The following is a 16,728-nucleotide window of genomic DNA, read 5'->3' as shown; positions in this document are numbered from 1 at the left end:
TTGGGGCCGGAGTAAAGTCCCCCTCAGTCAGCTTCGCTGACAGCTCCCCCAGCGGGGGAGCATCTTTGCGCCTGGGAACCTGCCCGGGGCTGCGGGGGTTCGTTCGGGGCAAGGAGGACGCATCATGGATTACCGACTCTATCTGCTCGATTCCGTCGGCCGGTTCGCCGATGTGGAGGAGTGGAGCTGCCCATCCGATGTCGTGGCCCTGGAGCAGGCCTCGCGGCACGTGCACGCCTATGGCGCGGAGCTGTGGCAGGGCGCGCGGCACCTGAGCACCTTCGCCGGGCCGCTGGAGCCTCGGGCGCAGGTGGCGCGGGGGTAGCGCCTCAGCTCCAGAACCTGAAGGCTTTGTAGCCGGCCTGGACCGCTTCCAGCGGCACGCCGACCGCGTGGGCGACCAGGAAGGCTATGCCGAAGAACAGGTTGGCGGCGGGGGGCACGAAGAACAGCAGCGCCAGCAGGGCCATCATCGCCAGGCCTTCGTACTTGGCGGTCGCTTGGCGCACCTGGCGGGGCAGCCATGGGCGGATGATCCCGTAACCGTCGAGGCCGGGCACCGGCAGCAGGTTGAGGATCAGGGCGGTGGCCTGGAGGAAGGCCAGGAAGGCCAGCGCCGGGATTAGCGGGCTGTCCATGCCGCCGGCCAGGCGTGGGAGCGCCAAGCCGATGGCGAGGCTGAGCAGCAACAGCACGACGAAGGTGCCAAGCGGGCCGGCCAGGCTGGCGGCCGAGCGCCAGGTGCGGTTGCGCATCAGGTCTTCGCGCAGATAGACCGCGCCGCCCGGAAAACCGATGCCGCCCAGCACCACGGCGATCACCGGGATGACCAGGGAGACGCCGAGGTCGGCGTATTTCAGCGGGTCGAGGTTGAGATAGCCCTTCTCGGCGATGGTCGGGTCGCCGGCATGGTGGGCCACCAGGGCGTGGCCGAACTCGTGGGCGACCACGGCCAGCACCCAGCCCAGAATCACGAAGACGAAGGTGAGGACGCCGGCGGCCTGCGGGACCATGACCAGGCCGGCGCCGCTGGCGATCCAGGCGGCCAGCAGGATGTAGGCGTTGGGGCTGATCGGCGGCTGGCCAGCGTCGGTCGCGGGGAGGTTGGTCAAGTCGGCTCCGGCGTGTTGGGCGTGATGGCGACGATGGCGTGGTTCGCGCCCTTGCGCACGATCAGGTCGGCGCGGGGGCGGGCGAAGGCGATGTGGTCGTGCAGGTTCTTCAGGTTGACGTTGCGCCAGACCACCTGGGCCAGGCCCTCCGTCTGGGTGCGGTCGAGGCCGCGGAAGCGGGCGTAGAACGAGGTCGGATCATGTTCGGCCGCCTCCCACAGCTCCAGGAAACGGGCGACGTACCAGCGCTCCAGGTCGGCTTCATCGGCCTCCAGATAGATCAGGGCGTCGAGCAGGCTGGCCGGGCCGGTGGCGGGATCGCGCAGGGTCAGGCCCTCGATGATCAGCACCGGGGGCGGGGCGAGCTTGCGGGTCAGGGCCGGGTCGATGTCGTAGGTGACGTGGGAATAGGCCGGGAAGTCGGCGGGGCCGGTGCGGATGGCGGTGAGCGCCGCGGCCAGGGCGGCGTGATCGTAGCTGGCCGGCACACCCTTGACCGACAGCAGACCGAGCGCCTCGAGCTGGGCGTTGGTGTGCAGGAAGCCGTCGGTGCAGACCAGCTCGGCGCCGCCAAACTGGCCCTGGAGCTCGCGGGCGAAGGTGCTCTTGCCGACCGCGACCGAGCCGGTGACGCCGATGATGAACGGCGCGCGCGCCGGGCGCAGGGGCGCAATGGCGGCGGCGACGCCGGCGACGTTCACAGCCCGGCGACCTTGGCCAGGTTGGGCTTGGGGATCGCCGAGGAGAAGACGCCCTTGGCGTTGGCCTTGTCGCGGGCGAGGTCGGCCCAGGCGCCGGCGAAGGCGTTCGGGGTCTTCGGATCGGGGCCGGAGCGGGCGAAGGTCGCCGGGCGGCCGGGCAGGGCGGCGGCCAGTTGCGCCCAGAGGTCGAGGTCGTCTTCCGGCGCCTCGTCGCCTTGCGGCTGCAGGCCCTTGGCCAGCATGGCGCCGACCCGAACCACCTCGGCGTTGTCGGTGTGGATGGCGACCGCGCCCTTGGGGGCTTCCTTCAGCGCCGTGATCAGGCCGGTGAGGGCCATGCGGACCGGGGTGGTGTAGCGATCGCCGCCGGCCTGGCCCGAAACCCCGGACGCGTCGTCGCGCACATAGGCCCAGCCGCCGCACTTGAAGGCGGGGTGATAGCTGGACTGGGTCCAGATGCGGGTGGTTTTGCTCATGTCAGCTTGGCTGTAGCACTTTGCGGAAATCGCGGCATGATCCGCGCAAAATAGGGGACAGGAACATGGCCGCCACCACCAATCACACCAGCGTCGAAAAGCTGAACCAGGCCAACGAGGGCAAGCTGCCCGGGCATCTGGGCCTGGTCATCACCGAGGTGGCGGACGGCAAGGTGGTTGGGCGGTTGAAGGTGCGCCAGGACCTGGTGGCCCACACCGGCTATCTGCTGGCCGGGGCGGTGCTGTCGGTGGCCGACATCCTCTGCGCCTACGGGGTCTCGACCTCCTGGCCGGAGGGGGCGAACGGCTTCACCACCGCCGAGGTGAAGGCCAACTTCGTCGGCACCCTGCGCGAGGGCGAGGCGCTCTGCACCGCCACCCTGCTGCATGGCGGCCGCACCACCCAGGTCTGGGACGCGAGAATCGAGGACGCGGCCACGGGCAAGCTGATGGCCGCGTTCCGGTGCACGCAGATCATCCTCTATCCGAGGTAACTTCCTCTCCCTCGGGAGAGGCTAGGTGAGGGGGCGACGCGCAGCGGCGCTCGAAGGCCGGCGGCGATTGATGTTGCAGGGGTCGTTCCCCTCACCCGAAGGGCGGGCACCGTGGCTCCTGCCATAGGAGTCAAAGTCCCCCTCACACGGCCGAAGAGGCCGGGAGCTCCCCCAGAGGGGGAGCATCTGATGGCGTGTCGATGAAACTAGATCCTCCCCCGCTGGGGGAGGTGGCGCGCGTAGCGCGACGGAGGGGGCCTGCGGCGGGAGCCGAAGTTCCCCTTCAGTCAGCCGTTCGGCTGACTAGGCCGCGGCGGCGAGTTCGCGGCGGCGGTTGGCGCGGACCATCAGGCCGACGCCGCCGAAGCCGGCGATCATCAGGGCCCAGGTGTCGGGCTCGGGCACGCCCGAGGCGAACTTGAAGTTGTCCATCACGAACTGACGGCCCTTGTCGGTGCACTCGTCGATGTAGGTGGTGAAGGTCAGCTTATCGATGCCGGCCCAGTTGGCCTCGAACAGCAGCGGCTTCTTGTTCGTGAGGGTCAGGGTCTTGGTGTATTTCTGCACGCCGTCGTTGAGGCCGACGATGGTCAGCTTCAGGCCCTTCAGCCAGGCGGCCGTGAAATAGGCGCTCTCGAAGGTGAAGGTTCCGCTGGCCAGCGACATCGAGCCGGTGACGTCGCCGTGGTCGTTGAAGGCGATGTTCTTCTGGGAGACGGTGCCGTTGCCGTAGCCGTTGTACGGATTGCCCCAGGTGCTGTTGCTGAAGGTGCTCATGTTGTTCCAGTCGAAGCCCTCGTAGGAGGTCAAGGACTGCACTTCGGGGCCACGGTCGTCGAACGTGATGACGTCGGCGCAGGCCGGACCGGCCAGAACCGCCATGCCCAGGGCCAGAGCCCCCAAAATCGCTTTCATGTCAGCTCCCTCATCTTGCCCGGCGGCGCGCGTAGGACGCAGCGACGCCACCCTTCTGAACGTGGCGACTTGGCCCATAGCTTATGCTTAAGGCCAAGTTAATTCACTCGGAGCGCGGGTGATCTGGCGCGTTATTCGCCTTAGGAGGGAATTGCGGAAGTTCAGCCCATGGCGGCGATCGCCTGCAGGGCGAAGGCGACGTCCTCGGGCGTGTTGCGGATGCTGGGGGTCAGCCGCGTGTGCGGCTGGGCGTAGGGGGCGGCCGAGCCGATGATCCGCCAGCGGCGCAGGTGCGAGACGGTGTCGCGCGACGACTGGCCGGCGACGTCGAAACTGACGATCCCGGCCGACATCTCCGGGCTCATCGGGGTCCGCACCCGCACATGGGGCATGGCGGCCAGGCCGGTCTTCAGCAAGCTGGCCAGTTCGTGGGTGCGGCTCGCGACATGGGTCTTGCCCACCATCTGGTGGAAGCCGAAGGCCTCGCTCAGCGACCAGACCTGCTCGAAGGCCTTGAACCCGCCGGGCGTCATCCGCGCGGCGGTGGTGGGGCCCGGATCGTAGCCACCGATCCAGGCCGAATAGGCGTCGGGCGCCAGGAAGCTCGGGATGATCGGTGATAGCCGGGCCAGGGCCTGGGGGCTGAAGAAGATCACCCCGGTTCCGCGCGGGCCGAACAGCCACTTGTGGCAGCCGGCGATCAGGACGTCGCAGCCGAGCTCCGGCAGGGTGGTGTTCTCGACCCCGAAGCCGTGCACGCCGTCGACGCAGAACAGGATCTGGTCAGGCGGCTGGCGCTGGGCGTTGATCGGCTTCAGGGCGTCGGCGATGGCCCGGATCGGCAGCTTCAGCCCGGTGGAGGAGTGCACCCAGGTCAGGGCCAGGACCCGCGTCGCCGGGGTGATCCCGGCCAGGATCCGGCGCACCATTTCCGGCGTCGAGGCGCTCTCGGCGCCGTCGTGCAGGGTGATCTTGCGAACGGTGGCGCCGGTTCGCCGCGCCGCCAGCCGCAGGGATTCGTGGGTGACGTAGTAGTCGTGGACGGTGGTCAGGGCCTCCTGGCCATAGCGCAGGCCCAGCCCGGCATAGATCAGGCCCACGCCGGAGGTGGTGCTGTCGCACAGCGCCACCTGCTCGAGGGGGACGCCGAAATAGGCGCCGGCGGCGGCGCGGGCGGCGTTCTGCAGCCGCTTGTTGTTGTGCTCCAGATAGGTGATCGGATTGCGGTCCAGCGCCTGGCGGTGGCGGGTGATCGCCTCGCGCACCGGCCTCGGATTGGAGGCGAACAGCATGGCCGAAAGGTCGACCTCGCCCCAGTCCAGGTCCCATTGGCCGCGCAGCCGGTTCCAGTCCGGCGGCTTGGTGTCCGGCGTGGGCGGCGGCTGCGGTGCGACCTGCGCGGCGTCCGGCTGATCGTCCTGCTCCAGCTCCTGGGCCATGGCGACGGCGGGTGCGGCGGCGAGGCCGAGCGCCAGGAGGTGGCGCCGGCTCAGTTTCGGCGCGTCGGCTGGTTCTTCAGCCCGCATGGGAAGCCCTCCAATCCACAGCCCCGCTCAACACAATGCGGAGCTTGTTCATCGGGTTTCGTCGGCGGGACGAGGGCTTTGCGACGAAGGCGGCTCTATTCGTGCCGAGGGGCGAGGTCGAAGGCCGCGACGCGGGCGTCGGCCAGCAGCCTGGCGGCGATGGCCTGGCTCGGCGCGCGGCCCACGCCGCTGAAGGTCGCGGCCAGTTCGACGACGTCCTCGGCGGCCAGCAGTCGGTGGGACACGACGTCGGGCTTCAGCTTGAACTCCGCGAACAGTGCGCGGAACTCATCCTCCGACACCAAGTCCCTGCCACGGTAGCGAACGGCGACGTCGAGGTGATGCAGCTGCGGCAACCGCCCGTCGAGAAACCGCAGGCCCGAGAGCACGATCAAGGTCACGACCGTGCCGCTGATCGCCACCCCGTAGAAGCCGATCCCGTAGAGGACGCCCAGCGCCGCGGTGATCCACAGCGAGGCCGCCGTGGTCAGGCCCCGCACCGAGAAGCCCTCGCGGAAGATCACCCCGCCGCAGAGAAAGCCGATCCCGGTCAGGACGCCGTGGGCCATCCGCACCGGATCGATGCGGATCACGTCATGGGGGGTGTCCGTCATCCAGCGGACTTGATGGACCGCCGCCAGCATCAGCAGGGCCGAGGTCAGGCTGACTAGGATGTGGGTGCGCAGGCCCGCCGCGCGGCCTCGGTACTCGCGGTCGAAGCCGATCAAGGCGCCGGCGACGACGGCGCCGAGGATCGGGAATGCGTATTCCGGCCGCCACCAGTCCATGGGCTCCTCCTGGGGGCGTAACGCGCGAGTTGCGGTTAAGCTTCGTGGGGCAGGTCAGCGCGCCGACCCAAGTCGGGTCGGTGAAGATCCTGCCGCAGGCCTCGCCGCCCTCGCTTCGCTCGCCCTCACCCCAACCCTCTCCCCGAGGAAGAGGGAGTCGTTCTTCTCCCGCTTGCGGGAGAGGATGTCCGAAGGACAGGTGAGGGCGAGCGCAGCGAGGCCGCCGGAGGTGGTCCGGTCCTAGCCGAACTTTTCCATGTCTTCGTCGGAGATGTCGTAGTCGCCGTAGACGCTCTGGACGTCGTCGTCGTCTTCGAGGGCGTCGACCAGCTTCATCAGGGTGGCGACGGGATCGCCGCTGATCGGGGTCAGGTTCTTGGCGCGCCAGATGATCTTGGTGGACTTGGCCTCGCCGAGCACGCCTTCCAGCGCCGAGGCGACTTCGGCGAAGTCCTCATAGGCGGTGTAGATGGTGTGGCTGTCCTCGTCGGATTCCACGTCCTGGGCGCCGGCCTCGATGGCCGCTTCCATGACCTTGTCTTCCGAACCGACCTTGGCCGGGTAGGTGATCTCGCCCAGGCGATCGAACTGGAACGACACCGAGCCGGTGGCGCCGAGGTTGCCGCCGTTCTTGGAGAAGATCGTGCGGATATTGGCCGCTGCGCGATTGCGGTTGTCGGTCAGGCCTTCGACGATGATGGCCACGCCGCCGGGACCAAAGCCCTCGTAGCGGACCTCGTCATAGCTTTCGCCGTCGCCGCCGGCGCCCTTCTTGATGGCGCGGTCGATATTGTCCTTGGGCATGGACTCGGCCTTGGCGTTGGCCACGGCCAAGCGCAGGCGCGCGTTCATGGTGGGATCGGGCAGGCCCGCCTTGGCGGCTACAGTGATCTCGCGCGACAGTTTGGAGAACAGCTTGGACCTGACCGCGTCGGCGCGGCCTTTGCGGTGCATGATGTTCTTGAACTTGGAATGTCCGGCCATGGGTCTCTCTGAACGTTCAGTGTTCGGCTTCTAACCTTGCCCGCGCCCGAGCGCCAGTCGGCCGGAACCTTGAGCGGTCGCATGGGTTAGCCCAGCGCACAACGGAGCCAAGGTCATGAGCGACTACTTCGAAGACATCCTGGGCGAGGAGCCGGACGCCGCGGTGGTGCGTTGGATGGATCGTCCGCCTCTGAACGTGGGAGCCGCGGCGCTCTCGACCGTGGTGGCGGGCGCTTTCCTGCTCGGCGCGGTGGCGGCCTTCGGGCTGGTGGCGCTGTCGGGTCGGTTTACGACTGCGCCGACAGTTCGCAATCGAATCTCTCGATTGCTCCATTAGCCAGGCGGTAGATCGCGTCCTGCGGCACGGGCTGAGCCCAGGTTTGCGCGCGCGGCAGGCCCAGATAGGCGCCGCGCACCACGCGGCCCGAGCCGCCGTGGCAGACGACGATGATCTTGCGCTGCGGTTCCGGCGGCAGGTCGGCCAGCCAACCCGCGACCCGGCCCTCGACGGACTCGTAGCTCTCGCCGCCTGGGGCGGCGAACTGCCAGTCGCCGCGGCCGAAGGTGTCTGGAAACTCGGCGGACAGCTCGTCGCGTAGGCGGCCGTCCCACTGGCCGAACGAGACCTCGATCACCCGCCGGTCGGTCTCGACGGGCAGGGCCAGGGCCTCGCCGATGATCTGGGCGGTGTGCTGGGCGCGGCCGAGCGGACTGGCGACGATGCGCCAGCCGCTGTCGCCGCCGATCTGGCCGACCAACAGACGGGCGATCGCCTGGGCCTGGGCCTTGCCGGTCGCGGTCAGGGCGGAATCCAGGTGGCCCTGCATCCGGCGCTCGGCGTTGAACTCGGTTTCGCCGTGCCGGACGAGATAGATCATGCCGCGACCTTTGCGCAGGAGAGCCGGTGGACCGCCCCCTCCGCCAGCTGGAAGATCGCGTCCTGGGGCATATCCTGGGCCAAGGTCTCCTCGCGCGAAAGCCCCAGATAGGCGCCGCGCAACAGGCTGCCGGAGACGCCGTGAGCCACCGCGATCAGCTTGCGCGGCTCTGGCGCTTGGGCCGCCAACCAGGGGCGGACCCGGCCGTCGACATCCTCGAACCGCTCGCCCTCAGGAGCGCGGAAGAACCAGTCGCGGCCGGCGAAGGCGTCCGGGTGTTCCTTGGCGAGGTCGGCGTAGAGCCGGTTCTCCCAGGCGCCGCAGCCGACCTCGATCAGGGCCGGCTCGATCTCGACCTCGAGGCCCAGCGTCGCGCCGACGATGGCGGCCGACTGACGGGTCCGCTTGAGCGGGCTGGCCAGCAGCCGCCAGCCGGCGACGTCGTCGATCTGCTCTTTCAGCAGGTCCGCCATGGCCTGGGCCTGGGCCATGCCGAGCTCGGTCAGCTGGGACTCCAGCTGACCCTGCATCCGGCCCTCGTGGTTGTAGTTCGTCTGACCGTGGCGCAGCAGGTAGATCATCGCTTGCGACGCACCACCGGGTGGGACGAGGACAGGCCGCCGTCGACCACGATGGCCTGGCCGTTGACGTAGGAGCTTTCGTCCGAGGCCAGGAACAGGGCGGCGTTGGCGATCTCGATGGGCACGCCGCCGCGCAGCAGCGGGTTCAGCTGGCCGATCTTGTCCTCGTTGCCGCGGGCGCGAGCGCCGTCGAAGATCGGCTGGGTCATGCCGGTTTCGATCAGGCCGGGGCAGATGGCGTTGACGCGCACGCCGGTGCCGTAGAACTCGTTGGCCGAGGTCTGGGCCAGGTTGATGACCCCGGCCTTGGAGGCCGAATAGGGCGAGCCGCCCGCGCCCGAGCGGATGCCGGCGACCGAGGCGGTGCAGATGATCGAGCCCTTGCCCTTGGGGATCATGATCCGCGAGGCGTGCTTCACAGCCAGGAAGGCGCCGATCAGATTGACGCGCAGGATCTCGGCCCAGAAGGCGGCGTCCTGTTCATCGAAGGCGGTCCAGCCGCCGGAGATGCCGGCGTTGGCCCAGACCACGTCGAGGCCGCCATATTCGGAGACCGCGCGGCCGATCAGGCTCTCGACAAAGGCTTCCTCGCCGGCGTCGCCGGTCAGGGCCACGGCCTTGCCGCCGGCCTGCGCCACCAGCTTGGCGGTCTCGTTCACGGTGTCCATCTTGTCGGCGATGACGAGGCTCGCGCCCTCGGCGGCGAACAGCAGCGAGCTGGCGCGGCCGATGCCCGAGCCGGCGCCGGTGATGACGGCGGTCTTGCCGGAAAGACGTCCCATGGGAATTCCTCTTCTTTAAAGCTTCAGGCGCGCGCGGCGGCGGCCAGGATGGCGTCGATGACGATGTCGTAGAGGGCCGGCGGCAGATCGTGACCCATGCCGGGGATCACGCGCAGCTCGGCGCCTGGAATGGCCTTGGCGGTGGCCTCGCCGCCCAGCGGCTTGATCAGCGGGTCGTCGGCCCCGTGCAGCACGACGGTTGGGACGTTGAGCTTGGAGAGCCGCTCGGTGCGGTCGCCGTCGACGCGGATCGCGCCCATCTGGCGGGCCGAGCCGGTGGGGTTGAAGCCCCGGGCGTGTTCGGCGATGGCGCGTTCGCGTAGGGCGCCCTCCGGCCAGGGATAGCTTGGGCTGCCGATGGTCAGCGAGTTGTTCACGCCGTGGGCGAGGAAGGCCTCGTAGTCGGCTTTCGGGTCCGGCGGGGCGATGGAGAGGACGAGGCCGGCCTCCGGGGTCGGGTTCATGGTGCCGGGCGCGCCGCTGGCCGACATGATCGAGGTCAGCGACAGCACGCGATCAGGGTGCTCGATGGCGATGGCCTGGCTGATCATCCCGCCCATGGAGACGCCGGCCACGTGGGCCTTGGCCGCGCCGGCGGCGTCCAGCACCGCCACGCCGTCGGCGGCCATGTCTGAGAGGCTGTAGCTGTCGCCCTCGTTGAACCAGGTCGAGAGGCCGGTGTCGCGATTGTCGAAGCGGATGACGCGGAAGCCGTGGGCGGCCAGCTGGTCGCAAAAGGCGGGCGGCCAGCGGGTCATCTGCGAGCCGAGGCCGCTGATCAGCAGCACCGCCGGAGCGGTCTGCGCGCCGAAGGTTTCGTACTCGATCTGCGCGTTTGCGGACGGGGCTTTGGGCATGGCGGTCCTCTTCAGATCCTCCCCCCGCGGGGGGAGGTNCCGCGGCCTTGGAGTTTAAGTCCCCCTCAGTCACCTTTGGTGACAGCTCCCCCAGAGGGGGAGCATCTTGTCGGCGGCTGGTCCTTACGGAACCAGGACCACGCGGCCGACGGCGGCGCGGCTTTCGATATAGGCGTGGGCGGCGGCGGCGTCGGACAGGGAGAAGACCTTGTCGACCAGCACTTCCAGCTCGCCCTTGGCGGCGTCTTCGATCAGTTGCTGGATGTTGTTGTGGACCCGATCGGTGCCGATCTCGGCGCCGAGGAACACGCCCGACAGGCTGCGGTTGCCGCCCATCATCGAGCCGACATCCACGACCATCGGCTCACGGCCGGCGGCGCCGACCATCGAGACACGGCCGCGATAGGCCAGGGCGTTGATCGAGCCCTGCAGGGTCGGACCGCCGACGGAGTCGACGATCACGTCCACGCCCTTGTTGTCGGTCAGGCGCTTGGCTTCGGTCACCACGTCGTCGCGGCTGTAGTTGATGCCGTGGTCGAGACCCAGCGGCTTCAGGCGCTCCAGCCGTTCGTCGGACGAGGCGGTGGCCAGGATCAGGCCCGCGCCCGCGCGCTTGGCGAGCTGGATGGCGGCGACGCCGACGCCCGACGCGCCGGCCTGGATCAGGACGGTCTCGCCGGCCTTCATGCGGCCGAACTCGAACAGGCAGTCATGGGCGGTGCCGAAGGTCACCGGAATGGCGGCGGCCTTCTTCATGTCGTAGCCGTCCGGCACGATCCAGCAGTTGCGGGCGGGAACGGCGCGCAGGGCGGCGTGGCTGCCCCAGCTGTTCAGGGTGGCGACCTTCTGGCCGACCTTCAGATGGGTGACTTCCGACCCGATCTCGATGATCTCGCCCGAGGCCTGGTAGCCGACCACGTGCGGGTTGGTCATCAGCGGGCCGCGCCAACGGTTCAAGGTGTCGCCGCCTTCGATGGCGATGGCCTCGACCTTGATGATCACGCCCTTGGGGTGGCATTGCGGGTCCGGGATTTCCTCGTATTTCAGGACTTCCGGGCCGCCGTTCTCGTAATAGACCGCCGCCTTCATGTGCTCGCTCCTAATGAATTAAACAATTGTTTGATCCACGCTATCCAAGACCTGGGGGGCGAGGCAAGGGAAAGCGCATTGCGCGGCGTGGACGCCCATCCGATCATCTGGTTGGCGGCCTGAGTCCAGGCGCGTCGGCCGCTTCCTGCACAGGCGGCTTTCATCGGAAACACCGAGGCGGGCCGCATCCTTGCACCGCGCCGGTTCGTAAGAGCTCAGTGTCCCAGAACGGGAAGTTCCGCTCACGGCCGCTGTCGTTAATCCTAATTCGTCAGGACCTCTCGCCGCCAATGCCTGCTCCCCAGGACGCCAGTCTGGTCATTGAGACCATGTACCAGGTCGCCGCCGACCCGGAGGCGTGGGAGCAACTGATCGACGTTCTGGAGGAAGGCGGCCCGTTCGAGGAGCCGACCCCGGAGATCATCCGCGACCTGGCGCGCAGCGAGGACATCGCCCGCCTGGTCGGCCGTTCCGACGACGAGGGGGCCGGCTCCCTGCGGCGGGCGCGGAGCCATATCGGCTGGGTGCTGCTGTCAGAGCGGGGCAAGATCACCGCCGCCAACGCCGCCGCTCACGCCGTGATGGGCGAGGGGCTTGGGCGGCTGGAGATCGGCCGCACGCCTTTGTTCCTCGATCCCGACAACACCGACGCCCTGAACCGGGCGCTGCATCAGATCTGCGGCCAGCCGTTCGGCCAGGTCATTCTCAAGCTGGAACGCGACGGGGAGGAGGGGCCAAGGTTCGCCTATCTGATCCCATCGCGGGCCCTGCCGGGCGTCGCCGACGTCGCTTTGATCGAGCTGGCCGGCGGCGACGAGGGCTACGCCCTGGTGTTTCCCGCCGTGGCGGAGACCGGGAGGCTGTGGACCTCGGTCACCGAGAGCTTCGGCCTGACCCCGGCCGAGGTACGGCTGGCCAAGAAGCTGCGGGACGGACGGTCCCTGCAGGAGGCGGCCGACGACCTGTCGGTCAGCATCAATACGGTGCGCAATCAACTGCGCGCGGTGTTCGACAAGATGGGGCTGAAGCGGCAGAGCGACCTGGTGCGGGCGCTGACCGAACTGTCGTCGCTGTCGAACCTGATCAGCAGCCACGATCCGGTCTTCGAGCCGGCGCAGCGGATCCTCGACGCGCCGAAGATCCGTCAGGTGGTGCTCAGCGACGGGCGCCGGCTGGCCTATCGCGAATATGGCGATCCCAAGGGGCGGGCGGTGCTGTCGTTCCACGAGGGGCTGGGGTCCAGCCTGCTGCCGCCGGGCACCGAGCGCACGGCGTGGAAGCTGGGCCTGCGCATCGTCTGCGCCGAGCGGCCGGGCTTTGGGCAATCGGACCCGCATCCGGACTACAGTTTCGACGGCGTCGCGGGCGACATGGTCGAGCTATGCGACCAGCTGGGCTTTGATCAGGTGCGGATCGGGGCGCTGCTGTCGGGCGCGCCCTCTGCGATCCAGACCGCGATCCGGCTGGGTTCGCGCGCGGTGCATGTCCACATCTATTCCGGCCGTCCGCCGCGGGCGTTGGAGGAGACGGGCCGCAACGTCCTGACCCAGTTCCGTCGGCGGTTGGAGGACAATCCCTGGGTCCTGGAGACCTTCTTCGCCATCCTGCGCCTGCGGCTCTCGCCGGTGATGGTGGAGCGCATCCTGCGTCGGTCGAGCACCCATTCCCCCGCCGACATGGCCTATCTGGAGAGCCACCCGGAGACGGTGTCGTTCATCGCCGCCTATATCGGCGAGGCGCTGGCGCGCTCCAGCCGCGGCCCGGCCGACGAGGTGCGCGCCTTTCGACGCGGCCGCAACATGGCCCTGGCCGACCTGCGGACGCCGCTGACCGTCTGGCACGGGGAACAGGACCGGCTGGCGCCGCTGCCGCACCTGCTGGCCTTCCTCGGCGACAAGGCCCAGGCGGTGCACGTGGTGCCCGCCATCGGCCATTTCCTGGCGCTGAAGCACTGGGACGACATCCTGAAAGAAGCCGCGGCGTAATCGCCATAGTGCATTTGCGTCATGCGGCGGCGCCACATGACGTGCTCCACTGGCGGTAGAAACTGCGGCGTCGGCGAGGCTGTCACCCCAATGCGCATGGCCCTTTCCACGGACCGAGCCTCGGCTGGGCTCGCCGATGTCGACTGCATTGGAGCAACGATCGCGACCATCAGGGCGGCTTCGTCCTGGCCGGCGAGATCCAGGACCCGCCGCCGCACATCGTCTCCACCCCGACGGGTGGCGGGTCCGTCCCCTACTGGAGGCTATGGCCTGCGGCATGGCCTTTCCCCGCGCGGGACACCGGGCTGCTAGGAGGCAGGGCGGTGCTCGGCCGCCTCGCAGGGTCGATCTCGGGGGAGTTTAGGCCCACTTCTAGGAGACGGACGCGGCCCTAGATGGACCGCGTCCGTGACTTTTCGCGAGATGCAAACCGCCAAGAGCGAATGTCAGCTTCTGCCGCGCAGCAGACCTGGTTGTCCTGGGGGAGTTGGCCAAGGGGGGCGGACGCTCACGCCGGGCCCAATCGTCGCGCTCGGGATTGGTATGGCTCTAAGGCTGGCGTTCCCGGTCTGCCCGAGCTAGCAGACCGCCCCATGATCCGCCTCGACAATATCTCCAAGCAGAACGGCCACCAGATCCTGTTCATCGAAGCCTCGATGGGCATCCAGAAGGGTGAAAAGGTCGGGCTTGTCGGCCCGAACGGCGCCGGCAAGACGACGCTGTTCCGCATGGTCACCGGTCAAGAGCAGCCCGACGACGGGCTGGTCGCGATCGATCCCGGCATGACGATCGGCTATTTCAGCCAGGATGTCGGCGAGATGTCGGGCCAGAGTGCTGTCGCCGCGGTGATGGACGGCGTTGGCCCCGTCAGCGCGCTGGCCGCCGAAATGGCCAAGCTCGAGGCGGCGATGGTCGATCCCGACCAGGCCGACGCACTGGACGCCGTCATGGAGCGCTATGGCGAGGTGCTGGAGCGCTTTCAGGAATTGGACGGCTATGCGCTGGAAGCCCGCGCGCGCGAGGTGCTGGCCGGCCTGAGCTTCAGCCAGGAACGCATGGATGGCGATGTCGGCCTGCTGTCCGGCGGCTGGAAGATGCGCGTGGCGCTGGCCCGTATCCTGCTGATGCGCCCCGACGGCATGCTGCTGGACGAACCCAGCAACCACCTCGACCTGGAAAGCCTGATCTGGCTTGAGGCCTTCCTCAAGACCTACAGCGGCGCCCTGTTGATGACCTCGCACGACCGCGCCTTCATGAACCGCATCATCGGCAAGGTGGTGGAGATCGACGGCGGCGACCTCGTCACCTATTCGGGCGATCTCGACTTCTACGACCAGCAGCGCGCGCTCGGCGAGCAGCAACGCCAGGCGCAATACGAGCGCCAGCAGGCCATGCTGGCCAAGGAAATCAAGTTCATCGAGAAGTTCAAGGCGCGCGCCTCGCACGCCGCGCAGGTCCAGAGCCGGGTGAAGAAGCTCGATAAGATCGAACGTGTCGAGGCGCCGCGCCGTCGCCAGACGGTCCAATTCGAGTTCAGGAACCCGCCGCGGTCGGGTGACGACGTGATTAGCCTGCGCAACGTTCATAAGGGCTACGGCGACCAGCCGATCTATGCAGATCTCGATCTGCTGGTGCGCCGCAAGGAACGCTGGTGCGTCCTTGGCGCCAACGGGGCCGGCAAATCGACGCTGTTGAAACTGGTGGCCGGCGCCACCGCGCCAGACCAGGGCACGGTCAACATCGGCGCCAGCGTCAGGATGGGCTATTTCGCGCAGCATTCCATGGACCTGTTGGACGGCGAAGAGACGATCTTCGAGTCTCTGGACGGCTCGTTCCCGCAGGCGGGCCAGGGCGCGCTGCGCACCCTGGCGGGGTGCTTCGGCTTCTCCGGCGATGATGTCGAAAAGCCCTGCCGTGTACTGTCCGGCGGCGAGAAAGCGCGCCTGGTCATGGCCAAGATGTTGTTCGATCCGCCGAACCTTCTGGTGCTCGACGAGCCGACCAACCACCTCGACATGGCGACCAAGGAGATGCTGGTCGCGGCCCTGGCGGACTTTGAGGGCACCATGCTCTTCGTCTCGCACGACCGCCACTTCCTGGGGGCTCTGTCGAACCGCGTGCTCGAACTGACGCCGGAGGGAGTCCACCAGTACGGCGGCGGTTATGCGGAATATGTCGCCCGCACGGGTCAGGAAGCGCCGGGGCTGCACCCGGGAGGGTGACGGCTTGCCGCGCGCCGTCTCGAAAAGAGCTCTGGCGCGTCGATGACGGCGCATGGCGCGGTCATCGATTGTGGCGAGGGCGCCCTACAGGTGACAGGTGCGGCGAAATCCGAAGCTGGCGCGCGCCGGGTTCGTGACAATTTGATTGCAGTACGACACCGTCCGCCGCGAACCGACAGCGGTTCGGCTTGGGGTGTGAATGGGCGATCTTCTGACGTCGCGCGCGGATGTCCGGGACATCTACAGCGGGTTCGCCGGCGAAGCCGACGACGGGCCGCGCGCGTTGCGTCCGGGGCCGGCGGCCTCCGCGCGCCTGCCGGTGCAGGACGGCGCGGGATACTGGGACGTCATGCGTCTCTACGACTACCTGCTCGTTTGCGTGGCCGACAGCAGCTACAACGACCACTACACCCTGCCGATCCGTTCCCCGGAAGACTTGGTCTCGCTGCGGTTCGTGGCGGCCGGGGGCATCGGCCTGCATGACGCGGGGCCCAACGCGGTGCGGGTCGAAAAGGGCTACGCCTCGGTGCTGACCCTGCCGGCCGGCGGCGACTACGACCTCCATATCCACGGCCGCGAGCGGCTGGCCTCGCTGACCCTGCACCTGCACGCCGGCCACCTGGCCCGGGTGATGGGCATGGAGCCCGACGAGCTGCCCCGCGCGCTGCGCGATATCGACCGGCCCGGCCAAGGGTTCCATCACCTGGGCATGCGGCTGACCCACGGCATGCAGGCGGCGGTGCGCGACATCGTCAACGCCTCGTTCCAGGGCAGCCTGCGCCAGCGGTACCTGGAGGCTAAGGTCATGGAGATGCTCTGCCTGCTGGTGGATTCGGTGGAGACCAGCGAGCAGGGCGAGCGGCTGGCGCCGGCCCTGCGCCGCAGCGAGCGCGACAGCCTCTATGAGGCCCGGGACATCCTGATCGCCGAGTTCGCCGAGCCGCCGACCATCGACACCCTGGCGCGGCGGGTGGGGCTGAACCGCACCAAGCTGCAGCGGGGCTTCAAGGAAGTGTTCGGCACCACAATCTTCGACTTCTGCCTGGCGCGGCGCATGGACCTGGCGCGCGAGCTGTTGGCCGGCGGCGGCTTGACCATTTCGGAGATCGCCGAGACAGTGGGCTACGAGCACGCCACGAACTTCACGGCGGCGTTCCGGCGGCGGTTCAATTCGCTGCCCAAGGACTACCGACGCGGGTAGTGGGCGTCTTTGCGCGCGGTAATCGCCGCATTCATTGCATCTCGCATCGAAAATGCTGCTGGGCGGATCATTTCATCGCGCGCGACCCGCCTATGGTCCCGCCTCGAATTTACGCGATTCCTTCGCGCACGCCGTTC

General features: G+C 68.3%; 18 protein-coding genes. 6 read left to right on the top strand and 12 right to left on the bottom strand.

Features of this window, described 5'->3' with window-relative positions; genetic code table 11:
- The first annotated feature begins 124 nt into the window (after positions 1-124).
- On the top strand, positions 125-325 hold the full coding sequence (locus ASE02_RS17860) for a hypothetical protein (protein WP_056735903.1): 201 nt from the start codon (positions 125-127) through the stop codon (positions 323-325).
- 4 nt (positions 326-329) lie between these two features.
- On the opposite strand, the gene ASE02_RS17855 is transcribed toward ASE02_RS17860, so the two are convergent.
- Genes ASE02_RS17855 through ASE02_RS22575 form a run of 3 tightly spaced genes read right to left on the bottom strand, consistent with a single transcriptional unit; the run spans position 330 to position 2,289 of the window.
- Positions 330-1,112, bottom strand: a complete 783-nt coding sequence (locus tag ASE02_RS17855) for a site-2 protease family protein (protein WP_056735902.1) — start codon at positions 1,110-1,112, stop codon at positions 330-332.
- A complete protein-coding gene (locus tag ASE02_RS22580; RefSeq protein WP_056735900.1) occupies positions 1,109-1,813 on the bottom strand; it encodes a type I pantothenate kinase in 705 nt (234 codons plus the stop codon). The genes ASE02_RS17855 and ASE02_RS22580 overlap by 4 nt, the downstream gene beginning before the upstream one ends.
- Complete coding sequence (locus ASE02_RS22575) at positions 1,810-2,289, bottom strand: hypothetical protein (protein ID WP_056735898.1); 480 nt, start codon at positions 2,287-2,289, stop codon at positions 1,810-1,812. Before ASE02_RS22575 ends, ASE02_RS22580 begins: the two co-directional genes overlap by 4 nt.
- 65 nt (positions 2,290-2,354) lie before the next feature.
- Here ASE02_RS22575 and ASE02_RS17840 point away from each other — a divergent pair, with 65 nt between their 5' ends.
- Positions 2,355-2,783, top strand: coding sequence for a PaaI family thioesterase (locus ASE02_RS17840; protein WP_056735896.1), 429 nt, complete (start codon positions 2,355-2,357; stop codon positions 2,781-2,783).
- 303 nt (positions 2,784-3,086) lie between these two features.
- Here ASE02_RS17840 and ASE02_RS17835 read toward each other — a convergent pair whose 3' ends face one another.
- From ASE02_RS17835 to ASE02_RS17820, 4 genes are all read right to left on the bottom strand, one after another.
- On the bottom strand, positions 3,087-3,698 hold the full coding sequence (locus ASE02_RS17835; protein ID WP_056735894.1) for a PEPxxWA-CTERM sorting domain-containing protein: 612 nt from the start codon (positions 3,696-3,698) through the stop codon (positions 3,087-3,089).
- Between the two features lie 161 nt (positions 3,699-3,859).
- Positions 3,860-5,224, bottom strand: coding sequence for an aminotransferase class V-fold PLP-dependent enzyme (locus tag ASE02_RS17830; RefSeq protein WP_056735892.1), 1,365 nt, complete (start codon positions 5,222-5,224; stop codon positions 3,860-3,862).
- A 95-nt stretch (positions 5,225-5,319) separates the two neighbouring features.
- A complete protein-coding gene (locus ASE02_RS17825; RefSeq protein WP_056735891.1) occupies positions 5,320-6,012 on the bottom strand; it encodes an MgtC/SapB family protein in 693 nt (230 codons plus the stop codon).
- Between the two features lie 240 nt (positions 6,013-6,252).
- On the bottom strand, positions 6,253-6,996 hold the full coding sequence (locus ASE02_RS17820) for a YebC/PmpR family DNA-binding transcriptional regulator (protein WP_056735889.1): 744 nt from the start codon (positions 6,994-6,996) through the stop codon (positions 6,253-6,255).
- Positions 6,997-7,111: 115 nt separating this feature from the next.
- Between ASE02_RS17820 and ASE02_RS22460 the strand changes: the two genes are divergently transcribed.
- A complete protein-coding gene (locus ASE02_RS22460) occupies positions 7,112-7,333 on the top strand; it encodes a hypothetical protein (protein ID WP_156406111.1) in 222 nt (73 codons plus the stop codon).
- Here ASE02_RS22460 and ASE02_RS17815 read toward each other — a convergent pair.
- The 5 genes from ASE02_RS17815 to ASE02_RS17795 all read right to left on the bottom strand — a co-directional run bounded on the left by ASE02_RS17815 (position 7,284) and on the right by ASE02_RS17795 (position 11,183).
- A complete protein-coding gene (locus tag ASE02_RS17815) occupies positions 7,284-7,874 on the bottom strand; it encodes a histidine phosphatase family protein (RefSeq protein WP_056735888.1) in 591 nt (196 codons plus the stop codon). The two genes, ASE02_RS22460 and ASE02_RS17815, sit on opposite strands and share 50 nt — an antisense overlap.
- Complete coding sequence (locus ASE02_RS17810) at positions 7,871-8,455, bottom strand: histidine phosphatase family protein (protein ID WP_056735885.1); 585 nt, start codon at positions 8,453-8,455, stop codon at positions 7,871-7,873. Before ASE02_RS17810 ends, ASE02_RS17815 begins: the two co-directional genes overlap by 4 nt.
- Positions 8,452-9,237 (bottom strand): SDR family NAD(P)-dependent oxidoreductase, encoded by a 786-nt coding sequence (locus tag ASE02_RS17805; RefSeq protein ID WP_056735884.1) that lies wholly within the window; start codon positions 9,235-9,237, stop codon positions 8,452-8,454. The genes ASE02_RS17810 and ASE02_RS17805 overlap by 4 nt, the downstream gene beginning before the upstream one ends.
- 23 nt (positions 9,238-9,260) lie before the next feature.
- The gene (locus ASE02_RS17800; protein WP_056735883.1) at positions 9,261-10,094 is read right to left on the bottom strand and encodes an alpha/beta fold hydrolase; all 834 of its coding nucleotides are present in this window, start codon (positions 10,092-10,094) and stop codon (positions 9,261-9,263) included.
- Between the two features lie 123 nt (positions 10,095-10,217).
- A complete protein-coding gene (locus tag ASE02_RS17795; RefSeq protein ID WP_056735882.1) occupies positions 10,218-11,183 on the bottom strand; it encodes a zinc-binding alcohol dehydrogenase family protein in 966 nt (321 codons plus the stop codon).
- 290 nt (positions 11,184-11,473) lie between these two features.
- Here ASE02_RS17795 and ASE02_RS17790 point away from each other — a divergent pair, with 290 nt between their 5' ends.
- From ASE02_RS17790 to ASE02_RS17780, 3 genes are all read left to right on the top strand, one after another.
- On the top strand, positions 11,474-13,168 hold the full coding sequence (locus tag ASE02_RS17790) for an alpha/beta fold hydrolase (protein WP_082602193.1): 1,695 nt from the start codon (positions 11,474-11,476) through the stop codon (positions 13,166-13,168).
- A gap of 593 nt (positions 13,169-13,761) precedes the next feature.
- Positions 13,762-15,390, top strand: a complete 1,629-nt coding sequence (locus ASE02_RS17785; protein WP_056735880.1) for an ABC-F family ATP-binding cassette domain-containing protein — start codon at positions 13,762-13,764, stop codon at positions 15,388-15,390.
- Between the two features lie 199 nt (positions 15,391-15,589).
- Positions 15,590-16,591 carry an AraC family transcriptional regulator gene (locus ASE02_RS17780; RefSeq protein WP_056735879.1) on the top strand — a complete coding sequence of 334 codons (1,002 nt, stop codon included), beginning with the start codon at positions 15,590-15,592 and terminating at the stop codon, positions 16,589-16,591.
- The last annotated feature ends 137 nt before the right edge of the window (positions 16,592-16,728 follow it).

The organism is Phenylobacterium sp. Root700 (assembly GCF_001429025.1).
Lineage (GTDB): Bacteria > Pseudomonadota > Alphaproteobacteria > Caulobacterales > Caulobacteraceae > Phenylobacterium.
The sequence above is the reverse complement of the archived record's forward strand: the minus strand, read 5'-3'. Positions and strand labels throughout refer to the sequence as shown.

Bases quoted from the DNA above. Each gene is read 5' to 3' on its own strand.
- ASE02_RS17800 (WP_056735883.1), bottom strand. From the start codon at position 10,094: ATGCCCAAAGCCCCGTCCGCAAACGCGCAGATCGAGTACGAAACCTTC.
- ASE02_RS17830 (WP_056735892.1), bottom strand. From the start codon at position 5,224: ATGCGGGCTGAAGAACCAGCCGACGCGCCGAAACTGAGCCGGCGCCAC.
- ASE02_RS17860 (WP_056735903.1), top strand. From the start codon at position 125: ATGGATTACCGACTCTATCTGCTCGATTCCGTCGGCCGGTTCGCCGAT.
- ASE02_RS17835 (WP_056735894.1), bottom strand. From the start codon at position 3,698: ATGAAAGCGATTTTGGGGGCTCTGGCCCTGGGCATGGCGGTTCTGGCC.
- ASE02_RS17785 (WP_056735880.1), top strand. From the start codon at position 13,762: ATGATCCGCCTCGACAATATCTCCAAGCAGAACGGCCACCAGATCCTG.
- ASE02_RS17825 (WP_056735891.1), bottom strand. From the start codon at position 6,012: ATGGACTGGTGGCGGCCGGAATACGCATTCCCGATCCTCGGCGCCGTC.
- ASE02_RS17840 (WP_056735896.1), top strand. From the start codon at position 2,355: ATGGCCGCCACCACCAATCACACCAGCGTCGAAAAGCTGAACCAGGCC.
- ASE02_RS22460 (WP_156406111.1), top strand. From the start codon at position 7,112: ATGAGCGACTACTTCGAAGACATCCTGGGCGAGGAGCCGGACGCCGCG.
- ASE02_RS17790 (WP_082602193.1), top strand. From the start codon at position 11,474: ATGCCTGCTCCCCAGGACGCCAGTCTGGTCATTGAGACCATGTACCAG.
- ASE02_RS17820 (WP_056735889.1), bottom strand. From the start codon at position 6,996: ATGGCCGGACATTCCAAGTTCAAGAACATCATGCACCGCAAAGGCCGC.
- ASE02_RS17780 (WP_056735879.1), top strand. From the start codon at position 15,590: ATGGGCGATCTTCTGACGTCGCGCGCGGATGTCCGGGACATCTACAGC.
- ASE02_RS17815 (WP_056735888.1), bottom strand. From the start codon at position 7,874: ATGATCTATCTCGTCCGGCACGGCGAAACCGAGTTCAACGCCGAGCGC.
- ASE02_RS17795 (WP_056735882.1), bottom strand. From the start codon at position 11,183: ATGAAGGCGGCGGTCTATTACGAGAACGGCGGCCCGGAAGTCCTGAAA.
- ASE02_RS17810 (WP_056735885.1), bottom strand. From the start codon at position 8,455: ATGATCTACCTGCTGCGCCACGGTCAGACGAACTACAACCACGAGGGC.
- ASE02_RS22575 (WP_056735898.1), bottom strand. From the start codon at position 2,289: ATGAGCAAAACCACCCGCATCTGGACCCAGTCCAGCTATCACCCCGCC.
- ASE02_RS17805 (WP_056735884.1), bottom strand. From the start codon at position 9,237: ATGGGACGTCTTTCCGGCAAGACCGCCGTCATCACCGGCGCCGGCTCG.